Here is a 26709-nt window from a genome sequence, read left to right on the forward strand (position 1 = left end):
TCCTGATTACTTATTTTAGCAGGAGGAAAAAATTATAAGATTTTAAATAGTTAACAAGGCATATGAACAGGTTTGAATAGGTTTTTAATCAACAGCTGAAACCCTCATGATGTTTGGCAAGGAACAAAACTACTAGGTTCTGCCCCTGGAGATTGGGCATTGCTCGGATGTACGGTTGCCCCTGGATTTAATTTTGAAAACTTTCATCTAAAATCCAGAAAAGAACTCATTCATATATTTCCTGCACTTGAGGCCAAAATATTAGAATTTACGAGGTAGTAGTTTTGCCACACTCATATTTATTAAGAAGAATATCAATAACTTTGTTTTCAAAACTCAAAGTCAATTTAATAATCCCTAAACTAAATTATAAAAATTACAAATTTTTAGACAATATCTAGGTTTAAAATTGCCCTCTTTCTATTTTCTTGATAAATCTCTGGGCACATGAAAAAAATAATATCTTTCTTTTATTCACTTTGCCTACTATCTTGTTTAACACTTTCCTATTCTCCAGACGCTTTTTCTATTTCTGATCAATTAAAAAAAGATTTATGCAACAAATTGTTCCATGGACCTTTGGCCAAAATGGAATTTTTAAGTAGTGGCTCAAAAGAACTCAATGATGTCGAATTTATTCACTCGTTCAGTAATAGCATTACTCCCAAACATAAAACTTTAACAGGACCCAGAAATCAAAGCTACTGGGCCAATAAAATTAGCACTCGATTCTATGGAAGTTACAAAAGAATCGATATGGGTAGGAAAAAAAATAATGACGAACTTATAAAAATTGGGTTAACAGAAGAAGCAATTAAATTTTTAATTCTTGATCACCCAGAGAACTCTAAATCTGGCCTTCAGGCCCTAGACATAGAAAAGTTTGACACTGAATATGACATTGAAAAATTTAATGGCCCTGTAAATATTTGGGGTCACGACATACTTTATTTTGTCAGAAGAAAAGGTGATATAAACCCTGTGGGTATTATAAGAATATGGTCATTACCTATCCAAGAAGAAGGAACTATGTATCATCAACATGTTCGTCTTTACCAAATTCTAACTGACGGAAATATTCAGATTGTAGGCAACTTTGAGTCTAACGAAGTCGTTTTAAAAATCTGAGAGAGAATAATGTAATCATTAGATTTTAAGCGGCCTTTGAGGGACCAAGATAGCGCTCTACGGCCTCTAAGAGTTCTTCTTTTTCGAATGGTTTCTGAACAACTTGATTTACAGAATAATCAAAAGCCTGAGAACAAGAATTGAAATCCACCGCCCCTGAAATAATAATAATTGGTACATTTGATTGATATTTTGTTCTTACTGCCTTAATGAAATCCATTCCATTCATTCCAGGAAGATTAAGATCGACAATCATTAAATCGGGTTTGAGCTCATTGATGTCTCTGATGATATCGTTAGGATTGTCAAAAACATACATATTGTAATCTTCAAGATAGAACATATATAGATTTTGCATTTCCTCTTGGTCTTCAAGAACAAGTATAGTTTTGTTGCTCATAGTACCCTCCAATAAGATTATCGGTAAAAAATCTTAAAAATGGAGCATAAATTTTTTACCAAAATCTTATCTGATAAAAAACCTTGGTCACAAGGTGACACCTAAAAGGTTTTAAATCACCACTTTTATTATATCATGGATTCAATATGTCCCCAAAATTCTTACAATATGTAAGACTCAAGATAGTTTAAGTTATTAATATTTAAGAGACTACATATGATCAAATCGATAATCTTACATTATAAGGGGGCTTTCAGCACACACAACCTCTTATATTTCCAGGAAGGAAAATTGATGTACAAGGAGGCATTTATGAAGATGGCAATCGCCGTAGAAAACTTAAAGCATCCCAAAAACAGATCACATTACCGAATCTGGTATCTTGAATCCGACCATTTAGGTAATGTTTTATCCATTGGAGCTCTCTCAAAAGAAGATCTAATTGCAGACCTTTTTAAGAGTTACAAAAAAAATGGGAAATCGAATTGGCGTGCTTTTCTCAAATCAAAAGAGGAATCTATTGAGATTGAACTTTTTGATTTTATGGCCCAGGGTATGTTCGAAAATACACATTTTGGGAATTTACCAACCCTTTGTGAATTTCAAGAAACTCTTGATCTACTACAGATCAACCTAGACGTTACTCCCATCGCTTGTTGAACGTAGGAGGAGTTCTCTCCTCCTACTTATATTTAAAATATCCTTCTTTATGTGTTTCAAAAAGCAGATCCATTATGCCCTTCAAAACTTCAACTTCATAAACAACAACCTGTCCATTTCCAGATCCGGCCTTTTTACAATTTTGAGTATTTTTTGCAATCAATACACCCTCTATTTTCGAACCATCTCCTGCTGAGATCATTTTTGGTCTAAACTCAAATGTTCCTTGATAACTGGCAATTGTATCTCCAACTCTATTTCCATCTAAAGCTGAAAAATGCAAAAAACTATAATCCTTTGAACCCGAAACTGAACACCGTGAAGATATTTTGGTACCATCCTCTAAATAACGAACACCTTCTTCCACGCCAGAACTGATAACGATATAGGCATATTCTTTGCCTTCATCTAATGGAGCTGTCTTTGGAACATAAAGATAGTTATAAATATTTTCTGGAGAATTAAAATTTCCAACAGAAAGAGGTGTTACATATTTACTCATAAATAACATGGGCACATAGAAATAATTAAATAATGGAATTCCTGAGGTTAATTCTTGTGGAGAACCCGCACACTCCACAACCGTTGATAAACCGATACTATCAGTACTCAACTTAAGATACAGTGGAAATTTTTTTTCATGTTCTTGAGTTGAACTGCCTACTATACTTTTAAGTTTAACAGAGATAAATCCTAGTCTGGTTTGAACTCCTTCTAAAAAATCTTCTCTATTTCCATCAAAAGGTTTTGGTAAAATCAGCTTTAATTCAGAGAATTGAATGTTTCCTACGCTAGCATTACTGTCATAAAATTTTTTTCCACGTTTATTTCCTCCAGAACCAGCAGAATAGAGCTCTATGTCAGGAAACTTACTTTCATCTCCGGCCCTAAACTGAACTTTATCCAGTGATGCCGTACAACTCTTTCTACTATAAGTTAAATTTCTAATGATCGTGTAAATATCAAAAACTTCAGATTTTGCGGTAATTTTTTGCTGTCCCTTATTCATTTGAGACATCGTATGCATCAACACATAAGAGAGAATTCCACTTATTGAGACAGCTATCAGTACCTCAACCAAAGAAAATCCTTTTTTGCCATTTTTCATTATATCCCCTCAAATACTTATTTTAATAATTCAATGTCAATCTTGAGAACTTCAAATAATTTATCAACTAATTCAGATGAAGATGTTTTTTTACCAGGAATAAAATACATTAATGCTAACAAGACCTGTCCTAGCAGTGGTATAAAGAGTAGAAAAAAACTAATTAAGGCCAACTTAAAACTTATAAAACCAAAAATATCGAAAACTCTTTTCAAATAAGCGCAACAAAAAAGGTAAAACGTTCCTAAAAACAGCAATATCAGTTTCAAAAAAGGATAAATATCTGATGCGGTTACCTGAGTTTGTGACATTTTTGGATTGGATTTTTGCTCAGCATTTTTAAAAATCTCTTTGGTAATTGAGTCAATTTCTTTTTTCGCTTCTTCTCTAAAAGATTGATTCATATAAAAAAACAAAATCGATGATAAAAAAAATATACAGAAAAAAGTAATGATATACTTCATTCTTCCAAGGTAACCATTCCATGAAAACGGATTTATTTTTTCCATTATTTTTCCTTTGTAAATTAATTTTATCTGATTTTATCAACTTATTGATGAAAAAAATTAAAAAAACAAAATACGCTCCGCATTACTCCAAGTTTTACTTAGTCAAACCTGATTGCCTGTGGATGATTTGTAACAATAGGTCTATACTCCCGAAGTATTTGCTCAAAAATAACAGGAGGACGAATGAAACCACTTATCGTTGTTTGTGATGGGATGGATAAAGAAGAATATAATAGACTTTTGGGTGTTTCACAATTTGAAGTACGTGGGCCAAAACTCTCTCAAGAAGAAATCACCCAACTTCTCCCAAATGCTGCTGGTCTTATCATTCGGTCCGCTACAAATATTACCGTAGAAACTTTAGAAAAAGCTCAAAAACTCAAATACGTCATTCGAGCAGGAGAAGGAACTGACAATATCGACTTAAAAGCATGCCAAACAAAAGGTGTTAAAGTTTCTAATACCCCAGGGGCGAATAATAACTCCGCAGCAGAACACGCTGTAGCTCTTTTAATGACCGTACTTCGTCACACGGCCGCTGCTGACAAATCGATGAAAGAAGGAAAGTGGGAAAAATCAAAATACACAGGAGTTGAGTTACTTAACAAAAAAGTTGGAGTAGTAGGATTTGGACGAATTGGACAAATTTTTGCAAAAAGAATTGGAGGATTTGAACCAGAAATTCTCTTTTATGATCCCTTTATTGAAAAAACAGATCTTATCTATGCCAATAAGGCAGAGTCTTTAGAACAGATTTTTTCTGAATGTGAAATTATCTCTCTCCACACTCCATTAACGGAGTCGACTAAAGGATTTGTAAATTCAAAACTTTTAAATCTTATGCAACCCAACTCTATCCTTATCAATGCTTCAAGAGGTGGAATTGTCAATGAAGATGATCTCTATTCTCTATTAAGTGAGGGAAAAATTCGAGGAGCGGGTTTTGATGTATTTAACTCTGAACCACTTGAAAAAGAAAGCAAACTATCAAGTCTTAGTAACCTTGTACTCACTCCACATCTTGGAGCATCTACAGAAGAGGCCCAGATCAGAGTTGGCGCAATGGCCGTTCAACAAATGCAAGAATTTTTCATTAATAACAATCTTTTAAATGAGGTAAAAGCATAATGCAAACTCTCGCAATTGTAGGTTCCCAATGGGGAGACGAAGGAAAAGGTAAAATTACAGATCTCTTATGTGAGAGATGTGACATCGTCGTCAGATTTCAAGGGGGCAACAACGCTGGCCATACAATAATTGTGGGGGATAAAAAAATTGTCCTTCATTTAATCCCTTCAGGTATACTTAGAGATCACTGCGTCTCTGTAATAGGACATGGTGTTGTTTTTGATCCAGAGGCCTTCAAAGTTGAATTAGCACAAACGCGTTTAGCAGGAATTGAAATCAACGAAAGAAACTTAAAAATTTCAAAGCATGCCAGTGTTATCACATCTTATCACCGCTTACTTGATGGACTGAGAGAAAATAATGGGCCTAGGAAAATTGGGACGACAGGTAAAGGAATAGGGCCGTGTTACGAAGAAAAAATTTCAAGAAAAGCGCTCAAATTAAAAGATTTAAGAAACAGAGATATCATTATTCAAAAACTTAAAGAAAGTTTGGCCGAAAAAGAAATTCTTTTCAATTATCTTTATAAATGTGAATACCCAAGTGTAGAAGAAGAAGCAGTTCGATTATTTGAACTCGGAAAAATAATCACTCCATTTATGACAGATACTTTTTATTTCTTAGATCAATCTATTCAAGAAAATAAAAAAATCCTCTACGAGGGTGCGCAAGGTGTACTTTTAGACATTGACTACGGAAGTTATCCTTATGTCACTTCTTCAAATACTTCTGCAGGTGGAATCTATACAGGAGCGGGCATTCCAGGAGGACAGTTAGATGAAGTTTTAGGAATTGCAAAAGCATATACAACCCGAGTAGGAGAAGGCCCATTTCCAACAGAACTTAAAGATGATTTGGGAGATAAAATTCAATCCATAGGGCATGAATTTGGTGCAACTACTGGTCGACGCAGACGATGTGGTTGGTTAGACCTCCCTCTTTTAAAGTACTCTGTAAAATGCTCAAATATCACTTCAATTGCTTTAACGAAGCTAGATGTCCTAACTGAGATAGACGAATTAAAAATTTGTGTAGGTTATAAATATAAAGGTCAAGAAATCACTTGCGCTACTCCTGGAATTGATCTTGAGGTTGCACAACCAATTTTTAAAACGATGCGCCCCTTCAAAGATACTTTCGAGACTGATGAGTACAGCGAAGAGCTTAGAGAATATATTTCCCTGATTGAAGAGTTTACTGGAATTCAAGTTGGTATCCTTGCCTATGGGCCAGAAAGATCTCAAATAAAATTTTTAAAAAATTACTTTCAATAAATTAATTGAAGGGCCGACCGTTTCATGAGAACGAGTTGGTCCTTTGGTTCTTTGAATATTTCAACTTTATGCCCGTTGTACATAAATGCCATCTTTTGACAGTGTAGTTGAAGTCCTATTTTTCCATACTTATTTTGGAGGGAGTGAAGATATTTTTTATCTCCATATCGCTTATCTCCAATAATTGCATGTTTAAAATAAGCACAATGTTTTCTAATTTGGTGTTGTCTTCCCGTCTGAATTTCAACATGAAGCCTTGAAAAATATTGATTTTTTTCAACACATTTCCATATCGTTTTTGCTTCAATTCTTTCTTTTTTTAGTCCAAGTGGATTTTTTCTTCCCTCACATTTATCAGTTATTGGCTCTTCCCAAAACCCCTCGTCGGTAGAAACATTTCCTCTTACGATAGCGCTATATTCTTTTAGGGTACTAGAATCGGCCAAAATTTTTTGCATTTTTGCAGAATCCTCTGGGTTGAAAGCAACCATCATCAAACCACTTGTATCTTTATCAAGCCTATTGACCAGATGGAAATTTCGATCTGGATTTCCAATATGCAATCTCTCAACAACACTTTCGTATCCATTATGACAACTAACCCCACAAGGTTTATCTATCACCATAAATTCCTTATTTTGAAATTCTATAGGAAAAGGAGAATTCATTATTGGACTAGCTCCCCATAAATTTCTCCCATAACAGAAGATTGTAAAAAAGTAGGAATAATTTTATTAGAAAGATCCTGATCAGATTTCACAAAAACTCGAACAAAATTTGTTGTATAACCCTGCCAATGGCCTGCTTTATTTTTCTTTTCAAAAAGAACGTTATTAATCTTCCCAAGTTGTTCTTTTGCAAATCGACTAAGTTTAGCTTCTCCATATTGAGTTAATGTTTTGACCCTTTCTTTTTTTGTAGAAGCATGAATATGATTATCAAGTTTTGCAGCGGTTGTCCCTTTTCTTCTGGAATAAGGAAAAACATGAAAATGAGTGATAGGAAGTTCTTTTAGTAAATTAAAAGTATTTTCGAACTGTTTTTCTGTCTCTCCTGGATAACCTACAATCACGTCTGCTCCAATTGCAGCTTCAGGGAAATACTCTTTTATTTTGTAAATAATATCTCGATATTTAGCGACATCATAGCGACGTCTCATTGAGGAAAGTATTTCATCATCACCACTTTGCATTGGAATATGAAAATGATCCATGAACTTTTCTGAAGATTTCATCACTTCAAGTAATTCATCGTTTATAGTGTTTGCTTCAACTGATGAAAGTCTGAGTCTTTCAAGTCCTTCTATTTCTAATACTTTTTTAAGAAGATCAGAGAGTCTCTCTCCTGAGGAGCGTTCAAACTCTCCTATATTTACACCAGTAAGAACAATTTCCTTAAATCCGTCCTTTACAATGTTTGCGGCCTGGTTAACAGCATCTTCAATTGAAATAGTTCTAGAACGTCCTCTGGCCTGGGGGATTATACAAAAGCTACAAATATAATTGCAGCCGTCTTGAATTTTTAAAAATGCACGAGTGTGAGAGTCAGCAAGAGTTGTAGAGGCCCCCCAGAACTCGTTGGTACTATCAACTTTGACCATCTCTTCTTGCTCTTCATTAAGGTAATCGAAGATTTTAAATTTCTCAGAATTTCCTAAAACGAGATCAACTCCTTGCATGTTTCTTATTTTTTCTGGCTCCATCTGAGCGTAGCATCCCACAACGACGATTTTACCCTCTGGCGATGAATGATGTGCTTTTCTAATTAGATTTCTGCAGCTTGAATCAGCTCCATCAGTTACTGTACAGGTGTTAATCATAACCACATCAGCAGTTTCGCCGAAGTCTACAATTTCGTATCCTCTATCAACAAAGCCCTGGGCAATATGTCCTGTTTCAGAGAAGTTGAGTCTGCAACCTAATGTGTTGAGTGCAACTTTCTTTTTTGACTGACTCAATACGGGATTTAGTGAGATTTCATTTAGATGATCTATATTAAAGTCATTAAGGTCTAGTTCCATTTATAATCCATTTCTAGAATGCTAAAATCTAACGCACCTTAGTGAAATTTATTTCTTTTATCAAGGTGTATTTAGCTTATCTTAAAAAGTTTTTAAGATTTGTAGCTTTTTTTCCTAGAATTGGCATTGACAATACTTAGAGAATCCCTTAAATTTCATATCACTTCAGAAGGACATTACGGTCTCGTAGCTCAGTTGGTTAGAGCATCTCCCTTTTAAGGAGAGGGTCCTGCGTTCGAGTCGCAGCGAGATCACCATTTTCTTCTTCAGAAATTCCGTGCTCCCATCGTCTAGCCCGGTCTAGGACATCGCCTTTTCACGGCGGTAACAGGGGTTCGAATCCCCTTGGGAGTACCAATTTTTTTAAAAAAGCCCTGATTTTGCAGGGCTTTTTTATTTTTGTTCCAACCCAAATCCCCATAAGTTTGCGTCACACCAACCGATTTTTCTCTCTAAACATTTTTCTGAATCAAAAACATCCCCAATTTTCATCAGCTATTTACTCCGGATAATTATCCTTTACGAATTAAGAATTTGTTCCAAAAGAAATAAATTAGATCTGACAAAAAATATATTTTCTGAAGTTTAAAAATTAATTTTGGTAATTAATTGAGAAGTAAATAAATTCCTCAATTTTTATATCCTTTGATGAAGGATTCTTCATACATTAACCATCTTTTTGCAAGTTTTGCTGGTTCTTTTTGCCACTCGCAACTGCTGTTAGAAAAATTCGCTAGAGATTTCATTAAATCTTTAGGCGCATCTAATGGGAAATCTTCAAAATATGTTATCATATTATTTATTGTATCTACATTAAATCCAGAATCATTTGCGCATTTAGGATCATTGCTATAAAAAAAACTTAAAACTTTTTCTAAGTTTTTTTCAACAACTGGAGCAGCAGATTCAACTTTATAAATTGTCATGTGATGGAGAATTTCATTATATCTTTGGTTTGCATGACTTAAGCAACAACCCTTCCAATCTTTTTTATCTTGATTATAACTTTCAAGTAAAGTTAGCAGATACTGGTGAGTCTCTTGACGATGTTTTGATAATAAGAAATCTTTTAACATTACAAATCGAGAAAAACTTGGATAACTAAGTAATTCAAAAACTTCACTAGGCACCTGTGTAGGCGACATTTCTTTAATCAAAATAGCGGAATCAAACATATTACATTGCTCATAAGACTCAAGACAGTGGGCCTTTATAAAGCGAACTAATTTAACAACTGTCTCAGGGTCATTTTGTTTAATTAAATTCTGCATAGCTGGTTCTGATACAAATCTAAGTTTTTGAACAAGTAGTTTGAAAAGAATATCTTGAGAAGAGTCTGGGTTATTTGCTAAAGATATTTCATATTTGTATTTATTTTTTTTCTCAAGCTCAATTTTTTCATTTTTCTTTTGTCTTTTGTATTCAGAATATTTGTCTTCTATAATAGGAACAATAAAGAGATTAAATACTGAGATTATGATGATCACGACAAGAAGTATTATTAACCTAAAAATCCAAGTTGTTAAAGTCCCCGGCATATATTGTAGGCCAAGGTATAGTGCGACAAGTGCATTTATGAATAAAATAATGAAACTTCCTACTCCTAGAATTAAAGGCAACGGATTTATACCGCCTGAAGAACCTGAACCATGGCCTGAGAACAATTCTGCGAGTAAAATTGGTATGATTATAAGCGCCAGAAAACTTCCAAAATAATAAAATTTAAAAATAAAAAGCTCCTGGTTAGTCTGGATAAGATCATGAAGCTACAGAATCGAATAGAAAATCAGGCTATTTGGCCTTAATCATAAGAGAACCCTCAGCATATGATTCAAACTCAACAGTGCCTTGATTGATATTATCTATCTTTTTTACAATATCAGTGATTCGTTCTATGGCCTCTCTTATTTTATTATAGTTCTTATCAGAAAGGTCATCCTTATTTTCTTTTAGATTTCCCATCGCGATTGCCAATGGATTATTAATTTCATGATTATATGTAATAATCATTGCATTTAACGTTTCAAGTTTCTTTTTTTCAATTGAACTCAAATAGAAATTTTTAATCATGAGCTGATTACTTACCCTTGCTTTTGCAATCTGAACATTTACTGGCTTTGTTAAATAATCATTAGCTCCCAAATTCAACGCCTCTACAATATCATCAGTTTCATCTCTGGCCGTAACCATAATAATGGGAAGTTCTAATGGCTGATAAGTTTCTCTTAGTTTTCTAAGAATTTCAACACCTGTAATATTTGGCATAATTACATCTAAAAGAACCAGATCGAAATCTCCACTCATCACAGTTTCAACACATTTTGTTCCATCACTTAAAAATTCAGTTTCTAGATCCTCTTTGAGAAGCTGTTTGGACAAGTATTTTCCATTAACCATATCATCATCAACGACTAATACTTTAGATTTTTTTTTCATGCTGCATTCTCCCCTTTGATCAAAAGTTCGACTTCTGAAATGAGTTCAATGACCAGCTCATTTAGAACTTTAAAATCATTTTCAAGATTATCAGATTTTTTAGATCTACCTTTTTCTTCAATGACAAAAGCTGCATCAGTTACTTTTTGAGCAAAGAAGTTGCTACAGGCACCTTTAATTGTATGGGCCTCTCTTTCTATGGCCTCGAAGTTTTTATCAGCAATGGATTTTTCTAAAAGATTGATATTTCTTTTACTTAGAGCTCTAAGCTCCTCAAAAATTTCAGACAATAGTTCTAAATCGTTATCAAAATGTGTGAGTAGTTTTTGCTTATCAATCATGACACTTCTCCAAATGTAATTTCATTACCTTTTCGGAAGAGACATGAAAAAAATAAGCTAAAAAAAAACCTGTTAAAACAAGAGCTTAATTACCATGCCTTAAGGTTAAAACGTTGCATGGAGCGTGTTTCACAAGATGATCAGTAAATGAAGAACTAAATAGACCTTCAATACCATGTTTACCCCTAGTAGCTGTAATGACTAAATCTGCTTTGACTTCTTTTAGATATTCGATAACTTTTTCTTTAGGCCCATAATCAAAAAAACACTTAGTTGAAGAATTTTTTAATTGCTGCTCATTGAGTAGATTTTTTCCAAAAGATTGGAGAATATCAAGAACTGATTTTTCAATTTCAACTTTTTGTTCTCCATCAGGATAAATATGAGGAGGGACCATATATCCATAATTTTCTTGTTTGAAGACATGTAATAAGGTGACCTCTGAATCATCAATAAGATAGCTTCCCTTAAGATCTTCGACCATACTCTTTTGCATTTCTTCTACCATTGGTACACAGATGACAACTTTGCGCATATCTTCCCCCTATTTTCGACTAAAAACTAACATTTTTTAAGTTCAATATTAATAGCTTTTGCATATATAAACACCCTATGTTAATCATATTAGTGACTATTGTCGATGATTGAATTTTGAAAAAAACATGATTCAGCTTAGGTAAGGCCGAATATTTTACGCAAGACATAATTATGAATAAAACAAAAAATGAACTACCACACCATTGCGAAGATTGCCCTTCAAGGGGAAAAGGTATTTTTTGTGAACTTGAAGCAATGGCCCTAAAAGACTTAGATCAACAAAAAGTAGTTAATACATACAAAAAAGGACAGACACTATTTGTAGAAGGTAATCCCCCCTATGGACTTTATTGCATTAGTTCTGGAAATATTAAAATCACTAAGATGAGTCCAGCTGGCAAAGATGCCCTGGTAAGAATTGCAACCGACGGAGATGTCCTAGGCCATAGAAGCATTTTTACAGATGAACATTATCAGGCCACAGCAACAGCAATTGATGACACCGTTGTTTGTTTTATAGACAAAAGTTATATTATTTCACTAGTACGTAAACGACCAGAAGTTGCTATTCAACTCATTGAAAAACTAGGTAGAGATCTTGGAGCTTCAGAAGACAAAATTGCTTCGTTCTACCAAAAAAGCGTGAGAGAGCGCTTAGCTGAACTCCTTTTATTGCTTAAAGAATCTCATGGAGTAAAGGAGCAGGGTCGATGGAAAATAAATTTAAAATTAACTCGTGAAGAAATGGCCTCAATCATAGGTACCGCTTCAGAAACTCTCATACGTTTTATTTCAGAGCTCAAAGATGAAGGACTTATTGAGCAAGAAGGTAAAACCCTTTTTGTAGTAAAGGAAAAAGAGCTCATAAACCAGGCCTCATTAAATTACTAAACTATAGTTTTTTAGATAAAAAAAACTGATCTATGTAATATTTCTGAAAGGCAAGTACCGATATACTTGGCACATGAGAAGGTTACGAAACTCAAGACTATTAACAGATGAAGAATTGGCAAATTTCACTAAGTTTGTGGGACCTAGAACTTATCATACAAGTTCAATCATTATATATGAGGGCCATTACCCACATGTCGCCTTTTTGCTTGTTGAAGGAAACATCGAAATAGTTAAAAGAAATAAAAAAGTTTTTGATGTCAAAAAAGGCGTCATTATTGGACTGAGTGAACTTCTCAACGAACGTCCCTGCAAGTATAGTGTGAAGATTAATGCAAATAGCAAAGTCTGTATAATTGACAAAAGTACTCTAGATAAAATTTCAAAACTAGAGGATAACAAAATAAAAAATATTATCTCTAGTTCTTCAATGGCCTGTTAATTTAAAAACAAATTTAGAATCTTTTTAAACATTTTTGATCTTGATCAAAGTCTAGATGTTAAAGAATAGCTATGTTTTAATTAGGTCAGGAGGATTGTATGTCAATTTCAGAAAACTTTGATTTCGTTTCGGCCTTAATTGGTGGAGTCCTTATAGGGATAGCAACTTCATTACTTCTTTTTCTGAATGGAAAAATTGCAGGAATAAGTGGAATTACCAAAAATATATTAAGTAACCTACATTACAAAGAAAAAGTATGGAGAACTTTATTTGTCATTGGTCTTATGGCGGGAGGATTATTTATTCAAAAAATATATCCGGAAAATATATACAAATCTTACTCCCCTAACTTTATTCTTTCTATTCTTGGTGGACTATTAGTTGGAATTGGAACGTCTCTAGGAAATGGTTGCACATCGGGACATGGAATATGTGGAATAACCAGAAGATCTAAAAGATCAATTATTGCAACGATAACTTTTATGTCCTTTGGAATTTTAACAGTCTATTTTATGAACCTATTAGGAAAATTAGTATAAGGAGACTTCTCTATGTTTAACTTAAGTGCTCTCATTACTGGAATAATTTTCGCAACAGGTTTAGGGCTATCAGGAATGCTTGATCCTAGAAAAATTCAGGGTTTTCTAAATATTTCAGGAAAGTGGGATCCAAGTCTGGCCTTTGTGATGCTTGGAGCTTTAGCTATCAACTTTGCGCTCTATCCTTTTATCACAAAAAAACAAAAACCCATTTGCCATCACAATTTCAGTATTCCAACAAATACTGTAGTCAATAGAGGACTTATTATTGGTTCGGCCATTTTTGGTATTGGATGGGGAATAAGTGGACTATGTCCAGGGCCTGCATTGGCCAGTATGTCATTTCAAAATCCTCAAGTGTATATCTACACTTTTTCAATGCTCTTTGGTATGTTTATGATGGAGAAATTTAGAATAAAATAGAGTTCATTTTCTTAAAGGAAGAGCGAGTGAGATTCATTATATTTTTTATCAGTTTATTTTTATCAAGTGGCATTTTTTCCTTCGAATGGATCACTGAAAATCTTGACCAGGTATTCAAGCAAAATCATGAAAAACCCTACTTCATTTATTTTGGCGCAAAATGGTGTCCACCTTGCAATATGATGAAAAATGAAATTTTTAGTCATTCACTTTTCAAAAAGTCTATAGAACAATTCAGTGCTATCTATATTGATGGAGATCGTGAAGACTCAAATATATGGTCAATGAAATTTAATGCGAAATCATATCCTACAATGATCGTCCTAGATAAAAACTTAAAAGAAATCTCTAGAATGCCAATTACAAATGATATTAATCTCTATATCAGCATGCTTGAAAAAGCTAAAAACTCATCTATTTCAATTAAAGAACTTCTTGAATTATCTAAAAGTAAACCCTTAGAAATGAATGAAATTGAACGCATCATTGGCCACTCTTGGTATCAAGACGAGGGAATCTCAGCAAAAGAAGACGAAATGTCAGAAATCTTTAAAAATTTAAGTTCTCAACCTAAAACAACAAATGAGCAAAAAAAATATTTACTCGTCTTTTCTTTATTTTTTAAAACAGGTGATGATTCCAAAACATTTTCTGATACTGAATTAAAGCTCTTTGAAAAACTCTTTTTTGAAGTTGATCACCCTTATTTTTTAAGTCTTCTTTCTTATAAACTCTCTAAATATGTAGATTCAATAAAAGATACGACGAAGAAAGATATTCAATTAAATTATATTTCAAGAAAATTACTAGCTAAAATTCAATCTGATTTGGTTGATTCAACGACAAAGATAAGTTATTTTTCTTCTTTAATTGAAATCTATTCACATCTCCAGAAAAATCAAAAAAAGCAAATAAAGGATCAATTCATTGCATTTCAAGAAAATCTACTAAAGGAAACTCAAGATCAAAACAAACGACATTCTATCATTTCAGAAATTATGTACAACCTTGTTCAGCTAAAAGAATATGACAAGGCCATCAAGATTGGTGAAAATGAAATTTCAGCTTCTCATTCTCCATATTATATTATGAGTTATTTAGGTCTTGCCTATAGGGAGAAGGGAGATTTTGAAAATTCTCTTGTTTGGCGTAGAAAAGCATTTGAAACCGCAGATAATCCATCTCGAAAACTCAAATGGGGGACTTATTACTTTAGAGAACTTGTCAAACTTAAACCAAAAAAAGCAAGCAAAATAAAAGAGCTTCTTAGTGAGGTACTTGTTCTTACGACCCAAGTGAAAGGAATCTATCTAAAATCTGATGAAAGTAGTTCTCTTAAAATTCTAAAAAGCTCAATTGGCAAACTAGATAACTTTAACGAGATAAAGCAGTTTGCAGTGATTCAGGCCCAGAAATATTGTGCAAAATCAGATCAATTGGCCGAATGTCAAAACTGGATTAATAACTTAAAGAAATTATAATTGATTCGGCACAAATCGCCTAAAGACTAATAGATTAAAATTTTATATCCTAGATGCATGTTTTCTAAAAAAGAAGAATACCGGGCCGTTGCTTATTGTATTATTATAATGTTTATTTTTTGCTTTCATTTCTTTGCTGCTAAAGAAATCATGAAAGAGGTGCCTCCTCTTGTACTAGCGGCCATGCGAGGGTTAATTGGAGGAATCCCTCTGTATCTAATGTACTATAAAAAAGTTAACCCAGCACTTAATAAGACAAATATCATTAGCGTGACAATTATTGCTTTTTTAGGATTTTTTATAAACCAAATCTTTTTTATGGTAGGACTCAAAAACTCTAGCGCCCTCAATGCATCTATTATCATTAACACTATACCAATTGCTTCAACTTTCATGGCAATCATGTTTGTACTAGAGAGCTTTACAGTCAAAAAAGTATTAGGAATAACTTTAGGATTTGTTAGTGTTTTAATTCTTACACTTCAAAAACAAAATGGGGCCAATCTTGATTCAAGCATTTTAGGAGATGTTAATATTTTTTTAAATGTCATTTCATTTTGTTTTGCGATGACTTTGGCAAAAAAAATAATGTCTCAAGATTGTCCTCATGAATTGTTGTCTGTTGGAATGTTATTATTAGGAGGACTTTTTTTAATTTCAATCTCAGCAATGGATATACCTTCATTTTTTAAATATTCATTTAAAAATCTATGGAATTTTTGTGTTATGTTTTTTGAAGTTATCATTTCAACATCAGTTGTCTATTACTTAAATTTCAAAGCTCTTCAGATATTACCTCCATCAACGACAACTATTTTTATCTACTTTCAACCTCCCATCACTGCCATATTGGAATATTTTTTCTATAACAAAATCCCTTCAATAATTATGTTGCCTGCCTTCTTAGTCATTTGTTTTGCAGGATATCTAGTGGTCAAAAAACCAACCATTCCCAAGTCCCATGAAGAAAATTTAGAGAATGTGGCTTAATCTATAGAGATAATTTCAAAACTTTTTTTATATGATTTTAAGTCATCTGGAATATTATGAATAATTTCATTTTGAAGAGCATTAATAATTTTTTCTTTTAAAAAAATTCTTCTATGAACAAGTGAAATTTCTCTGACTGCATTCACTTCTTTTAGAGTTTTAATTTGCTTTTTTTTAGATTGTAATTCTCTGGCGGCCAGATAGGGAATCAATGTATGCCCACCATTGTAATCAACTAGTTTGATCATCGTTTCGATCGATCCGCTCTCATATTTCAAATTTTTAGATTTGAACTTTGGGACTGAAGTATTGCAAATATTCAAAACTTGATTTCTAAAACAATGTCCCTCAGTGAGTACCCATAAGTCATTTGACTCGATATCCTTTTGGCCAAGTTGTGACTTGGTATAAAGTGGTGAACTTGGAGATACATATCCTAAAAATGGTTCATAAAAAAGTACTCTTTCAACTAACTGATCATCCTGAAGTGGAGTAACTAATAAACCTGCATCAATCTCATCATTTTTTAAAGCTAGTACGATTTTGTGAGTTTGTAGTTCAACTATTTCTAATTCAACGTCTGGGTAGTTTTGCATAAACTCATATGTAAACAAAGGAATTACATAGGGCGCAAGTGTTGGAATCACTCCAAGAATAAACTTTCCTCTCACAACATCACTATCTTGTTCTAGAAGAGTTTGGATTTTATAAAATTCCGTAACAACGACTTTTGCTTGATTAATTAATATTTGTCCTTCAGGAGTTGTTAAGATGGGGTTTTGTGATCGATCAAAAATAATAATGTTTAGTTCTTTTTCAAGTTTTTGCAATTGAAGGCTTAGAGTTGGTTGTGCAACATGACATTCTTGTGCAGCTCTACCAAAATGTTTATATTTATCTACGGCCAGCACATATTCTAATTGTGTAATTGTCACGACTTTTAATCCCTACTTAAACATGCTACAGAACACCAATTATTGTAAGGGAGTTAAATTGAACAGTACAATTAATATTTTAGATCAGATTTCTGTACTTGACTGGCTTATTTTTACATTTATCCTTGTACTTACTTTAGCAATGGTCATTTACGGAAATCTTAGGAAAAATAATTTAAAAGAAAGTAATGAGTTTTTAGATCATTTACTCATGGGAAGACAACTCACCCTCCCACTTTTTGTCGCCACACTTGTGGCCACATGGTATGGGGGAATTTTTGGTGTCACTCAAATCGCTTTTGAGAGTGGGATTTATAACTTTATTACTCAAGGTGTTTTTTGGTATATCGCCTATTTAATTTTTGCTTTTTTTCTAGTTGATAAAATTACTCCCTATAAGGCCATCACTCTCCCTGACCTTCTCGGTAAGATGTTTGGGCCCATTTCTTCAAGGATTGGAGCACTCTTTAATTTCCTTAATGTCGTCCCTGTGGCATACACAATAGGCCTAGGTCTCTTCACCCAAGCTCTTTTTGGAGGTGAACTTTGGTCAAACATGCTTATAGGTATTGCCTTTGTCTTACTTTATTCAACAGGTGGAGGACTCAGATCGGTTGTCTATTCTGATCTGATCCAATTTTTAGTGATGTGTAGTGCTGTTTTTATCGTGGTTATTTACTCAATTATGGATTTTGGTGGCCCAAGTTTTTTACAAAATCATTTACCCATTTCATATTTCAAGCTTACAGGAAATCATTCGTTATCCACTACATTTGTTTGGGGCCTGATTGCCCTATCGACCCTCGTTGATCCAAATTTTTATCAGAGAGTTTTTGCAGCAAAATCACCACAAATTGCTAAAAAAGGTATCCTGATTTCAACTCTTATCTGGATATGTTTTGATTTATGTACAACTATGGGTGCCATGTATGCAAAAGCAGTTATTCCAAACTCTGAATCTGGACAGGCGTATATGATTTATGCACTTCAGTTACTACCTAATGGCCTTAAAGGTTTCTTTATGGCCGGCATTTTAGCGACAATACTTTCTACAATAGACTCTTACTTATTTGTGGCCGGAACAAGTTTATCATTTGACTTAACTGCAAAAAAACATCGAACTCTCTTTTGGCATCGACTAAGTGTTATACTAGTAGGACTTTTCTCTGTTTTACTTGCTCATTTTTTTAACGGAAATATTAAGAGCGTATGGAAAACTTTAGGCTCCTATTCTGCAGCATGTCTTTTGTTGCCAGTCCTAATAGGACATATATTTCCTGGAAGAATTTCTGACAGATCTTTTAGCTTTGCTTGTTTAGTCGGTGTTGTAGGTACAAGTTATTGGCGCACAGCAACTCACAATGGTTTTTGGAAAAACGTTGATGAAATCTACATAGGAACACTTTGTACTGGTGTAGTACTATTTACTTATATGGCCATCTATACAAAATTTAAAAAGAAAAAATCAGTTAGGATTTAACAGCCCCCTATTTCTCCATTATGATAACTTAAGAAAAAAGCTAGCGAGGAATTGCTCATGAAAGATAGTAAAGATAATAACGATCTGGCCCTAAAGTATCACTCTAGTGGGCGACCAGGAAAAATTGAAGTCCAATCCACTAAACCTACTCTAACTGCAAATGACTTATCATTGGCCTACTCTCCTGGAGTCGCAAGTCCTTGTTTGGAAATTGCAAAAAATCCCGAAGATGCTTACAAATATACGACGAAAGGAAATTTAGTCGGTGTTGTATCAAATGGAAGTGCAGTCCTTGGTCTTGGCAATATTGGAGCTCTGGCAGGTAAACCTGTTATGGAGGGTAAGGGAGTTCTGTTTAAAAGATTTGCAGACATCGATGTTTTTGATATCGAAGTTGATGAACCATCTATCGAGGGAATGGTTCGTATCGTAAAATCTCTGGAACCAACATTTGGTGGTATAAACTTAGAAGATATTAAAGCACCTGAGTGTTTTGAAATTGAAAAGCAGTTAATTGAACTTATGGATATACCAGTCTTTCATGATGATCAACACGGAACGGCCATCATTGCTGCTGCTGGTTTTATAAATGCTCTTGAAGTGATAGGCAAAAAGGCCAGTGAAGTAAAAGTTGTATTTAGCGGTGCGGGAGCAGCGTCTATGGCCACTGCAAATCTCTTCATGGAATTAGGTGTAAGAAAAGAAAATTTAGTGATGACGGATTCAAAAGGTGTCATTTATGAAGGCAGACGCGACGGAATGAATCCCTATAAAGAAAAGTATGCAATTAGAACTGAGGCCAGAACATTAGAAGATGCTATGAAGAATGCTGATGCCTTCATAGGTTGTTCAGCTCGAGGAGTTTTATCCAAAGAAATGGTCAAAACAATGGCCAAAGATCCAATCATTTTTGCCATGGCCAATCCAGAGCCTGAAATTTATCCCTATGAAGTTGAAGAAGTCCGTAGTGATGCAATTATGGCAACAGGAAGATCTGATTTTCCTAACCAAGTTAATAATGTACTAGGCTTTCCCTTTATCTTTAGAGGGGCCCTTGATGTACGCGCTAGAAAAATAAATCCAGAAATGAAAATAGCTGCTGTAAGGGCACTGGCATCTCTTGCAAAAGAAGAAGTTCCGGAAGAAGTAAAAATGGCCTATGGAAATAAGGAATTCTCATTCGGAAGAAACTATCTCATCCCTAAACCATTTGACAGAAGAGTTCTCACATCTGTGGCCCCTGCTGTTGCAAAGGCGGCCATTGAGTCAGGGGTCGCTCGTATTGAAATAAAGGATTTTTGGGAGTACACCAAAAACTTAGAAGAAAGACTGAGTTCTTCAGCAGAGTTTACAAAAAATCTAAGAGATAAATTATCGGCAAAAGTAAAAAAACTTGGCCGTCCAGTAAATATGTTATTTGCTGAAGGAAGTAACACGAGAATACTTCAGACGGCAAATTTGCTTTCACAGGAAAACAGAATCAACCCTGTGTTACTTGGAGACAAGGAAACTATACATAAAAAAATGGATGACTTAGGTCTTTCAAATTTGAAAGAACTTGAAATTATTACTCCTGAAAAACATCCAAAATTTAACGAGTTTTCTGAATTATTTTATAGAGAGAGACAAAGAAAAGGTGTTTCCTATAATTATGCAAGAGAATTAATGGGCCAGGAAAATTATTTTGGACCTATGTTAGTGAAGCATGGTATGGCCGATACAATGCTCAGTGGGCCAACTCAAACATTTCCGGAATGTTTTGTCCCAATTTTAAGAAGTATTGGAACTGTTGGTGATGTTAAGAGCGCTGGTATCTACATTCTTGTGTTTAGAAATCGAATCCTCTTTCTGGCCGATTGTACGGTTCAACCTGATCCCAGCAGTGAAGATTTAGCTGATATTGCTGCCAGTACTGCTCAATTGTATAGAAAAATAATGAACAAAAAACCAAAAATCGCGTTTTTGAGTTATTCTAATTTTGGTTCGTCAGACAATTCAGGACCTCAAAAAGTAAGACAGGCAGTTGAGATCACCAAAAATAAATTTCCAGAACTCATTGTCGATGGAGAACTTCAAGCGGATGTTGCGGTTAATTCTGCATTATTAGATAAATTATTTCCTTTTAATGAATTGAAAGGCCCTGCTGATATTTTAATATTCCCAGATTTGGATGCGGCGAATATTTCCTATAAACTCATCCAACAATTAAGTGATGCTTCGGCCATAGGCCCATTACTTACGCCTTTAAACAAAAATATAAACATCATTCAAAGAACGGCCAATGTTAATGAGATTGTCAATATGTCAATATTAACTTCCGTTCTTACATTAGAGGATATGGAGAGGTAGTTATGACAAAAAAAATTATTCAAACAGATAAAGCACCTGCTGCAGTTGGAACTTATTCACAGGGAGTTGAGGTTAATGGAGTTTATTATTTTTCAGGTCAAATTGGACTTGATCCTAAGACAATGGAGATGAAGGAAGGATTTCAAGGGCAACTTGATCAAATTTTATCCAATGTTGATGGATTACTAGAATCTCAACAGCTAGGTAGAGAAAATATTTTCAAAACAACAATATTTGTAACAGATTTAGTTAATTTTCCACTTGTCAACACTGCATACGAAAATTATTTTTCACGGCCTTATCCGGCCAGATCTTGTGTTGAAGTGCCTGCTTTACCTAAAGGTGCCCTGGTTGAAATAGAAGTTTTGGCCTCAAAAGATGTTTGAAAGTAAATATGTTTTTGAAACAAAACGCACGAAAGTCAAGCGTTACATAAAAAACTCCATTTTATCTTGCTTCTTGGCCTTCGTGGTTTATTCAATTTTTAGTGTTATTTTTGTGCTTTATTCACATCACCAAAATAAACTGTCTGCAAGACATTATTTTAACCGTGGGCCAGATCTGATTGTCGTTTTCACTGGTGATAAGGGTAGAATTCCTTATGCGATAAAGATGGCCAAGGAATACCAACTCTCGAAGATATTTATTACCGGTGTTCACAATAGAAATTCAGTTGAAAGTCTACTAACCAAGTTAGAAATTGGTGAGAACATAGATGTTAGTCAGCTTGAAATTGACTACTTGGCCAGAAATACTGTTGAAAATGTACTCTCTACACTCAGGTACATACGGTCCCAAACTGCAATGGAAGAAATTTTGATTATTTCACATGACTATCATATATTAAGAATTCAAACATTGATTGAAAGCATTCGTTCAAATGATGATCCTTACAAATTTTTTTATTCTGGTGTAAAAACAGATTACTCTCAGTGGCGTAATATAAAAATTCTCTATAAAGAGTTCTTTAAACTTATAAGAGCAACCTTATTTGTTTTCCTATGGGTTGATGATGTGAGACCAGATGATGTTAATATTTAAAATAAAAGGACCTTTTTAGGGCCCTTTTATTTTTTGAAAATATTTTCACATTTATTGATTTCAGAGTTGTTTTTACTTTCACTTTTTTTGTTTCTTTTGCGTGCATGATAGTACTTTTTAGTTGGTCTTAAAAACAAATCATACAATGATCCAAATATTTTGTACTGATAATTTTCATACGACCATTGAGAAGTCAAAAGGAATGTGAAGATAGCAAAAATAAAAAGATAATAAAACTCATCATACAATTTTTCAAATACTAGATTTTCTTTATCGAAAGAGTCAACGAACATTGAAACCGCTAAAAGAGTTGTTAACATTGCCCCAAATAATAAAGTACTAAAGAATTGAACTCTAGGATTTGCTTGATTTACTTTCGGAGGGATTTTTCTTATTAAATCAACCGAACTATTTATTCTTTGAATGATTTGATCTTTTGATAGATTAAGCGATGATTTTGATTTTAATATATTCTGAATATTTTCAATGGATTCTGTCGCCAATTTATCATTTTTATTTTCAACTCCTGAAATATATGTGGCCATTTCTTTAAAGAGTTCACCATTATTTGAATACATTAGCTCTTTCATCTTTTTAAAATCTTTTCGTGAAATTTTCATACCAGTTTTTTCAATAATCTTACTTTCATATTCATTGAGATAATCATTTTGAGAAATCTTTTTTCCATCTAATGTTTCCTTCATAAGCATATTATGTGCAGAAATCATTTCACTTAAATTATTGTTTTTCGATGCAGTATAGATTTTTTGTAATGCCTTCTCAGTTTTTTCAAATGATTTCTGGACTCTTTGATCCTCTATTTCATTACCTCTGGCCAGAGCAGTCCATGGCCACATATAAGTTCGAATTGCTGCTATAAGAATAAATAGTGAACCCATAATTGCTTCTGAAAACACTTGTTCCGAAAAATATAATCTAAAAAATACCATTGATATTAATGAAGCTTGCATAGTTCTAAATAAATTATAAATTTCTTTTTGGTAATATCCTCCGATATTATTTTCTTTAAAATTTAAAAGTGCCTTAGTCCATTTAAATAGACCGGCCCAAGCATTTTCTCTACGATTTGAAAATTTTAAAAACTCCTCGTTTAGAGGAACAGACTGAGAATTTAGTCTTCTTCTTTCAAATTCATTGTTGTATGTTTTCTCACTTTCCAAGGATTGAGAAATTAACATTCTCCTAGGGCCTGCTTTCATACAATGAACATAGAAATTAAGTAAAATATCTTGAAAATGTTCTTTAGTAGTAAAAAATATATTATCAAAAACATGAGATATAACGTTTGGTTGTTCTAAATCAGCTCTTTTACCAAATAAAGCTGTCATGTACACAACAATGACATGATCTTGAAGCCATTCAGAATTGACTTGTCTAGAAACAAATTTATTTGCAACAACAGAGCCTAAGAACTTAAATTCATCTTCACTAAAACTCCCCAAAATCTTCCAAAGTTTTGAAGTTTGAGGAGTTAATTTACTTTTGTAATTATATAACTTCCATTTTTTACTTTGAGTCTTCTCGAAATATTTTTTCCCGATTGCTATAAGTTCTTTAAGATTATCCTGGTCCTCAAGATCAATCTGGTCATAATCTTGTTTTGAAAGGACTTCTCTATAAAGTTCTTGAGAAATGTATCTATGTTTTTCAGAAAAATCGTTATCAAAGTTTCTTTCAAAAAATTCTTCTGCACTCATTCTTTGATTATGTAATCTGAATAGAAAATCTGTCGTAACTGGATCTTTTTCAGTCATAACTAATGAGGCAATGTAATTTACTAAGATGACCGCTTTACGCTCTTTACTTTCAACTTTCTTTAGAAGATCCATTTTCTTTTTGTATTTATCTCTACTGCTTTGAACATAACGCTGAAAAATATTACCGTTTCGTAGTTGTTCTACATTTTTTTCTCCTGCTATTATTTCACCTAAAAAGGAAGGAAGAATATTATTTGTTGCAAGTAGTACTCGTTTTTGACTTTTTTCATCTATGGCCGTTTTAAACGGGGAAAATCCTGCTTTCATTACTTCCATTGCTTGTTGGCCAGAAGCTTTATCAATCCAATTTGGAAAAAACCAAATCAAGTATCTGTATAATCTAGACATACTTGTAATCATCTTTTGAACAAGATCTAGATCTTTATAAATACTTAGAATTTTATTGGTTTTTATTTTTAGATTTTGCGATATCGAATTTTTTCCTTCTTTAGCATTTTTTGTAGATATATAATTAATTAATCGTACACTTGGAATGGAAACTGCACTTATTATCAATACGAGAGGATAGAGCATCATGAGTAGGGTTGATCCACTTAATAGTGCCCCTCTATACTCAGCATCGCTGATAATTCTGTGAAATTTGCTATCAGCAAATAAATCTAAGGTATTTTGGATCCAATCTGGAAAACTCGTCCATAATTCAGTTGTACCAATATGAAGCGAAGTTCCGATAGTGACAGTTATCAAAGTTATTTTTGTAATTTTTTTAATTAACCCAACATTTATTTTTGAAAAATCCCAAAAGCCTTTTTCTTTTTGAGCAATAAGTGATTTATTTTTTAAATATTCTTCAATATAGGCAAATAAACTAATATTGAAATCACCTGATCTGATCTGTTCTAAAACTAAGTTTCTTTTTTCAATAAGAAAGTGCTTATCAGCAACTTTTGCGCTATTGATCGCTATTTGTAAATTGGTCAAACTTTTATAAGCTTGCCTTATAACAATTTCATAAGTTCTCTTCCAACCAATGCCAGATATAAATTCAAAATTTAGTCCATATTCTTCATTATCTTTCAATTGATCAATTGTATCTTCAATACTTTTTTTATTTATTTTAGAAAATATTTTTTTAACTTTTTCCTTGTATTCATTTTCTGTATTTTCATTTAACTCATCATCAAAAAAATCCCAAGCAACCTTATTGGGGTTTACATCTTCATTTTCCTCTAATCTATTATCCATCCCTAAAAGAATTCGTAACTCTTCTTTTATAGATGTATTCACTTTATATTTTTCAAAAATATTATTTTTATACTCTCTCGCTCTTTTCTTTATCAATTTCTGTATTTTTTCATCACCTTTAGGTTTATACTTTTCAGTTAATTCTAAAGTCTTATATGATACTAATCCACGATCAAGTCTGTACAAACTAGGCCTAGGCGAAGAATCAATCAAATTTTTGATTTCACTAATTTTAAAAGAATCACTCTCCAAATCTATTCCTGAAAAATTCTCATCATCAATATAGTTTTTTAATAATTCTAAGATTAATTCTTTTTGTGAGGAACTTTTTTCCAGTTCTCCTTGATTTTTGAATTCTATAAATTGATTTGTCTTTTTTAATAGTTCATCAATATAGTATTTTAAAATTTTGGGATATTTACCAACATTGGGCCTATTTCCATATACGTTCCACATTTTTTTATAATTTTCAAAAAAACTTTGCTCTATAACCTGGTTGTTGGCCATTGCTGCTTTTAAAGAAAAAATGAGACCACCTTGATGTAATTTTTGTGCAATAACTTCATTTGATAAAACTCCTTCAACGGTTCTTTCTTTTGATTCGATTGAATTATAAACAACAATTTGTCCAGACTGTATCTTTGGTCTCTTATCTTGGCCCTCTTCAAAAAGGATCTTTTTTTTATTGGGTGAATCTTCAATAAATTTTAAAACTTCATTCTTACTAAATGGACGAGTTCCTCTACCAATCACAGCTAATTTAGTGTTTGAATTAATACTTTCTTCTGGTATCGCCGTGTCTTTATCAAAATGATAAATTGTAAACATTGGCAAAGGTGATCTAAAAGCAAAGTGTCTTACAAAGTATTTATCGAGAACTATAATTTTTTTTGTATTTGTTCGTTTTACTTTAACTATGAGATACACATTTTTGGGCATTTCATATATATCAAATATTTCAAGGCCATCAAAAACTTGCTTAACAACTACATCTTCTTCAGAAACACCTAAGATTGCTAATTTATTTTCTTCAACCTTAAACTCAATATCATCATAAGAAAATAATGGCACATGCTCATCCGTTGTCCCTATTTCATAAATATTTTCTTTTTTCTTATCAATCACTTTTTGATCTAAAAGCATAAATGGATCCAAAACCTCTCTCGGAATATCTTGCAATTGGCCCTTTTCTAATGCTGTTATGATTTCATTTGTTTCTTTTAATTCTGTGACATCTCCAAAAACACTCGGATCATCTAATTCTAAAAGTTGAGTCATGTTTATCAGAGGTTCTTTTTCTTGAGCACTTAGGATTTGGTATGGGACTAGAGTTGAAAGTAAAATTGAAATCGTAGAAATGAAGACGGTAATATTTTTTGAAACTCTTTTAACCACGTGAACCTCCAAGCACATTTGGCCTTCAGAACAAAGGCCGGGGGAGAATGAATAAACTTTAAAAAATGAACTGAAACTAAAAATATTATCTATTGAGTAAAAAATATTACATTTAAACTAATCTTATGTTTTTTTTACATTGTTTTAAATCATATACTTATATATTTAAGCAAAAGTTATACTTGCTATTAGTTATATTTCTTACATTTAAAAGCAAA

Annotated in this window: 26 protein-coding genes, 2 tRNA genes and 1 pseudogene; 18 read left to right on the top strand and 11 right to left on the bottom strand. The window is 33.1% G+C overall.

Translation table 11 applies throughout. The features are described 5' to 3' along the window. The first annotated feature begins 102 nt into the window (after window positions 1–102). Both H6622_17790 and H6622_17795 read left to right on the top strand, forming a co-directional pair. Window positions 103–279, top strand: a pseudogene (locus H6622_17790) (cupin domain-containing protein). Between the two features lie 168 nt (window positions 280–447). Beyond that, a complete protein-coding gene (locus H6622_17795) occupies window positions 448–1128 on the top strand; it encodes a hypothetical protein (GenBank protein ID MCB9063383.1) in 681 nt (226 codons plus the stop codon). Window positions 1129–1153: 25 nt separating this feature from the next. On the opposite strand, the gene H6622_17800 is transcribed toward H6622_17795, so the two are convergent. After that, window positions 1154–1528 (bottom strand): response regulator, encoded by a 375-nt coding sequence (locus H6622_17800; protein ID MCB9063384.1) that lies wholly within the window; start codon window positions 1526–1528, stop codon window positions 1154–1156. A gap of 312 nt (window positions 1529–1840) precedes the next feature. On the opposite strand from H6622_17800, the gene H6622_17805 reads away from it, so the two are divergent. Beyond that, window positions 1841–2188, top strand: a complete 348-nt coding sequence (locus tag H6622_17805) for a hypothetical protein (protein ID MCB9063385.1) — start codon at window positions 1841–1843, stop codon at window positions 2186–2188. A gap of 22 nt (window positions 2189–2210) precedes the next feature. On the opposite strand, the gene H6622_17810 is transcribed toward H6622_17805, so the two are convergent. Together H6622_17810 and H6622_17815 are read right to left on the bottom strand one after the other, a co-directional pair. Continuing rightward, complete coding sequence (locus H6622_17810) at window positions 2211–3296, bottom strand: type II secretion system protein (GenBank protein MCB9063386.1); 1086 nt, start codon at window positions 3294–3296, stop codon at window positions 2211–2213. Window positions 3297–3313: 17 nt separating this feature from the next. Continuing rightward, entirely contained in the window at window positions 3314–3805 is a 492-nt protein-coding gene (locus tag H6622_17815; protein ID MCB9063387.1) for a hypothetical protein, read from the bottom strand. Window positions 3806–3988: 183 nt separating this feature from the next. Here H6622_17815 and H6622_17820 point away from each other — a divergent pair, with 183 nt between their 5' ends. After that, window positions 3989–4933: a hydroxyacid dehydrogenase gene (locus H6622_17820; GenBank protein ID MCB9063388.1), complete on the top strand. Its 945-nt coding sequence runs from the start codon at window positions 3989–3991 to the stop codon at window positions 4931–4933. Continuing rightward, window positions 4933–6207 (top strand): adenylosuccinate synthase, encoded by a 1275-nt coding sequence (locus tag H6622_17825; GenBank protein MCB9063389.1) that lies wholly within the window; start codon window positions 4933–4935, stop codon window positions 6205–6207. The genes H6622_17820 and H6622_17825 overlap by 1 nt, the downstream gene beginning before the upstream one ends. Here H6622_17825 and H6622_17830 read toward each other — a convergent pair. Both H6622_17830 and mtaB read right to left on the bottom strand, forming a co-directional pair. After that, window positions 6201–6875: an RNA pseudouridine synthase gene (locus H6622_17830; GenBank protein ID MCB9063390.1), complete on the bottom strand. Its 675-nt coding sequence runs from the start codon at window positions 6873–6875 to the stop codon at window positions 6201–6203. The two genes, H6622_17825 and H6622_17830, sit on opposite strands and share 7 nt — an antisense overlap. Then, window positions 6875–8227 (bottom strand): tRNA (N(6)-L-threonylcarbamoyladenosine(37)-C(2))-methylthiotransferase MtaB, encoded by a 1353-nt coding sequence (gene mtaB, locus H6622_17835; protein ID MCB9063391.1) that lies wholly within the window; start codon window positions 8225–8227, stop codon window positions 6875–6877. The genes H6622_17830 and mtaB overlap by 1 nt, the downstream gene beginning before the upstream one ends. Window positions 8228–8407: 180 nt before the next feature. Between mtaB and H6622_17840 the strand changes: the two genes are divergently transcribed. Together H6622_17840 and H6622_17845 are read left to right on the top strand one after the other, a co-directional pair. Continuing rightward, window positions 8408–8484, top strand: a tRNA-Lys gene (locus tag H6622_17840). A 22-nt stretch (window positions 8485–8506) separates the two neighbouring features. Next, window positions 8507–8584: transfer RNA gene (locus H6622_17845), tRNA-Glu, on the top strand. A 272-nt stretch (window positions 8585–8856) separates the two neighbouring features. On the opposite strand, the gene H6622_17850 is transcribed toward H6622_17845, so the two are convergent. Beyond that, on the bottom strand, window positions 8857–9714 hold the full coding sequence (locus tag H6622_17850) for a hypothetical protein (protein MCB9063392.1): 858 nt from the start codon (window positions 9712–9714) through the stop codon (window positions 8857–8859). Between the two features lie 88 nt (window positions 9715–9802). Here H6622_17850 and H6622_17855 point away from each other — a divergent pair, with 88 nt between their 5' ends. Then, window positions 9803–9943, top strand: coding sequence for a hypothetical protein (locus H6622_17855; protein ID MCB9063393.1), 141 nt, complete (start codon window positions 9803–9805; stop codon window positions 9941–9943). Window positions 9944–10018: 75 nt separating this feature from the next. Here H6622_17855 and H6622_17860 read toward each other — a convergent pair whose 3' ends face one another. The 3 genes from H6622_17860 to H6622_17870 all read right to left on the bottom strand — a co-directional run bounded on the left by H6622_17860 (window position 10019) and on the right by H6622_17870 (window position 11539). Beyond that, complete coding sequence (locus tag H6622_17860; protein MCB9063394.1) at window positions 10019–10663, bottom strand: response regulator; 645 nt, start codon at window positions 10661–10663, stop codon at window positions 10019–10021. Next, the gene (locus H6622_17865; protein MCB9063395.1) at window positions 10660–11004 is read right to left on the bottom strand and encodes an Hpt domain-containing protein; all 345 of its coding nucleotides are present in this window, start codon (window positions 11002–11004) and stop codon (window positions 10660–10662) included. The genes H6622_17860 and H6622_17865 overlap by 4 nt, the downstream gene beginning before the upstream one ends. Before the next feature lie 85 nt (window positions 11005–11089). Next, complete coding sequence (locus tag H6622_17870; protein MCB9063396.1) at window positions 11090–11539, bottom strand: universal stress protein; 450 nt, start codon at window positions 11537–11539, stop codon at window positions 11090–11092. Between the two features lie 173 nt (window positions 11540–11712). Here H6622_17870 and H6622_17875 point away from each other — a divergent pair, with 173 nt between their 5' ends. The 6 genes from H6622_17875 to H6622_17900 all read left to right on the top strand — a co-directional run bounded on the left by H6622_17875 (window position 11713) and on the right by H6622_17900 (window position 16307). Then, entirely contained in the window at window positions 11713–12432 is a 720-nt protein-coding gene (locus H6622_17875; GenBank protein ID MCB9063397.1) for a Crp/Fnr family transcriptional regulator, read from the top strand. Between the two features lie 73 nt (window positions 12433–12505). Next, window positions 12506–12874 (top strand): cyclic nucleotide-binding domain-containing protein, encoded by a 369-nt coding sequence (locus tag H6622_17880; protein ID MCB9063398.1) that lies wholly within the window; start codon window positions 12506–12508, stop codon window positions 12872–12874. Between the two features lie 98 nt (window positions 12875–12972). Continuing rightward, window positions 12973–13413: a YeeE/YedE family protein gene (locus tag H6622_17885; GenBank protein MCB9063399.1), complete on the top strand. Its 441-nt coding sequence runs from the start codon at window positions 12973–12975 to the stop codon at window positions 13411–13413. 12 nt (window positions 13414–13425) lie between these two features. Next, window positions 13426–13836: a YeeE/YedE family protein gene (locus H6622_17890; protein MCB9063400.1), complete on the top strand. Its 411-nt coding sequence runs from the start codon at window positions 13426–13428 to the stop codon at window positions 13834–13836. Window positions 13837–13862: 26 nt separating this feature from the next. Next, a complete protein-coding gene (locus H6622_17895) occupies window positions 13863–15317 on the top strand; it encodes a thioredoxin family protein (GenBank protein MCB9063401.1) in 1455 nt (484 codons plus the stop codon). 57 nt (window positions 15318–15374) lie between these two features. Further along, entirely contained in the window at window positions 15375–16307 is a 933-nt protein-coding gene (locus tag H6622_17900; protein ID MCB9063402.1) for a DMT family transporter, read from the top strand. Here H6622_17900 and H6622_17905 read toward each other — a convergent pair. Then, the gene (locus H6622_17905) at window positions 16304–17242 is read right to left on the bottom strand and encodes a hydrogen peroxide-inducible genes activator (GenBank protein MCB9063403.1); all 939 of its coding nucleotides are present in this window, start codon (window positions 17240–17242) and stop codon (window positions 16304–16306) included. The two genes, H6622_17900 and H6622_17905, sit on opposite strands and share 4 nt — an antisense overlap. Before the next feature lie 22 nt (window positions 17243–17264). On the opposite strand from H6622_17905, the gene H6622_17910 reads away from it, so the two are divergent. From H6622_17910 to H6622_17925, 4 genes are read left to right on the top strand one after another with little or no spacing between them, the layout of a single operon-like run. Next, window positions 17265–18722, top strand: a complete 1458-nt coding sequence (locus H6622_17910; GenBank protein ID MCB9063404.1) for a sodium:solute symporter family protein — start codon at window positions 17265–17267, stop codon at window positions 18720–18722. A 57-nt stretch (window positions 18723–18779) separates the two neighbouring features. Beyond that, a complete protein-coding gene (locus H6622_17915) occupies window positions 18780–21071 on the top strand; it encodes an NADP-dependent malic enzyme (GenBank protein MCB9063405.1) in 2292 nt (763 codons plus the stop codon). Between the two features lie 2 nt (window positions 21072–21073). Next, window positions 21074–21457 (top strand): RidA family protein, encoded by a 384-nt coding sequence (locus H6622_17920; GenBank protein MCB9063406.1) that lies wholly within the window; start codon window positions 21074–21076, stop codon window positions 21455–21457. After that, on the top strand, window positions 21450–22112 hold the full coding sequence (locus H6622_17925; GenBank protein ID MCB9063407.1) for a YdcF family protein: 663 nt from the start codon (window positions 21450–21452) through the stop codon (window positions 22110–22112). The genes H6622_17920 and H6622_17925 overlap by 8 nt, the downstream gene beginning before the upstream one ends. A 26-nt stretch (window positions 22113–22138) precedes the next feature. Here H6622_17925 and H6622_17930 read toward each other — a convergent pair whose 3' ends face one another. After that, complete coding sequence (locus H6622_17930) at window positions 22139–26491, bottom strand: hypothetical protein (GenBank protein ID MCB9063408.1); 4353 nt, start codon at window positions 26489–26491, stop codon at window positions 22139–22141. Window positions 26492–26709: the final 218 nt, after the last annotated feature.

The sequence above is a fragment of the Halobacteriovoraceae bacterium genome, from assembly GCA_020635115.1.
GTDB lineage: Bacteria > Bdellovibrionota > Bacteriovoracia > Bacteriovoracales > Bacteriovoracaceae > JACKAK01.

Bases quoted from the DNA above. Each gene is read 5' to 3' on its own strand.
- H6622_17800 (MCB9063384.1), bottom strand. From the start codon at position 1,528: ATGAGCAACAAAACTATACTTGTTCTTGAAGACCAAGAGGAAATGCAA.
- H6622_17925 (MCB9063407.1), top strand. From the start codon at position 21,450: ATGTTTGAAAGTAAATATGTTTTTGAAACAAAACGCACGAAAGTCAAG.
- H6622_17810 (MCB9063386.1), bottom strand. From the start codon at position 3,296: ATGAAAAATGGCAAAAAAGGATTTTCTTTGGTTGAGGTACTGATAGCT.
- H6622_17830 (MCB9063390.1), bottom strand. From the start codon at position 6,875: ATGAATTCTCCTTTTCCTATAGAATTTCAAAATAAGGAATTTATGGTG.
- mtaB (MCB9063391.1), bottom strand. From the start codon at position 8,227: ATGGAACTAGACCTTAATGACTTTAATATAGATCATCTAAATGAAATC.
- H6622_17900 (MCB9063402.1), top strand. From the start codon at position 15,375: ATGTTTTCTAAAAAAGAAGAATACCGGGCCGTTGCTTATTGTATTATT.
- H6622_17855 (MCB9063393.1), top strand. From the start codon at position 9,803: ATGAATAAAATAATGAAACTTCCTACTCCTAGAATTAAAGGCAACGGA.
- H6622_17795 (MCB9063383.1), top strand. From the start codon at position 448: ATGAAAAAAATAATATCTTTCTTTTATTCACTTTGCCTACTATCTTGT.
- H6622_17815 (MCB9063387.1), bottom strand. From the start codon at position 3,805: ATGGAAAAAATAAATCCGTTTTCATGGAATGGTTACCTTGGAAGAATG.
- H6622_17805 (MCB9063385.1), top strand. From the start codon at position 1,841: ATGAAGATGGCAATCGCCGTAGAAAACTTAAAGCATCCCAAAAACAGA.
- H6622_17875 (MCB9063397.1), top strand. From the start codon at position 11,713: ATGAATAAAACAAAAAATGAACTACCACACCATTGCGAAGATTGCCCT.
- H6622_17920 (MCB9063406.1), top strand. From the start codon at position 21,074: ATGACAAAAAAAATTATTCAAACAGATAAAGCACCTGCTGCAGTTGGA.
- H6622_17885 (MCB9063399.1), top strand. From the start codon at position 12,973: ATGTCAATTTCAGAAAACTTTGATTTCGTTTCGGCCTTAATTGGTGGA.
- H6622_17915 (MCB9063405.1), top strand. From the start codon at position 18,780: ATGAAAGATAGTAAAGATAATAACGATCTGGCCCTAAAGTATCACTCT.
- H6622_17860 (MCB9063394.1), bottom strand. From the start codon at position 10,663: ATGAAAAAAAAATCTAAAGTATTAGTCGTTGATGATGATATGGTTAAT.
- H6622_17880 (MCB9063398.1), top strand. From the start codon at position 12,506: ATGAGAAGGTTACGAAACTCAAGACTATTAACAGATGAAGAATTGGCA.
- H6622_17870 (MCB9063396.1), bottom strand. From the start codon at position 11,539: ATGCGCAAAGTTGTCATCTGTGTACCAATGGTAGAAGAAATGCAAAAG.
- H6622_17910 (MCB9063404.1), top strand. From the start codon at position 17,265: ATGCTACAGAACACCAATTATTGTAAGGGAGTTAAATTGAACAGTACA.
- H6622_17890 (MCB9063400.1), top strand. From the start codon at position 13,426: ATGTTTAACTTAAGTGCTCTCATTACTGGAATAATTTTCGCAACAGGT.
- H6622_17820 (MCB9063388.1), top strand. From the start codon at position 3,989: ATGAAACCACTTATCGTTGTTTGTGATGGGATGGATAAAGAAGAATAT.
- H6622_17825 (MCB9063389.1), top strand. From the start codon at position 4,933: ATGCAAACTCTCGCAATTGTAGGTTCCCAATGGGGAGACGAAGGAAAA.
- H6622_17865 (MCB9063395.1), bottom strand. From the start codon at position 11,004: ATGATTGATAAGCAAAAACTACTCACACATTTTGATAACGATTTAGAA.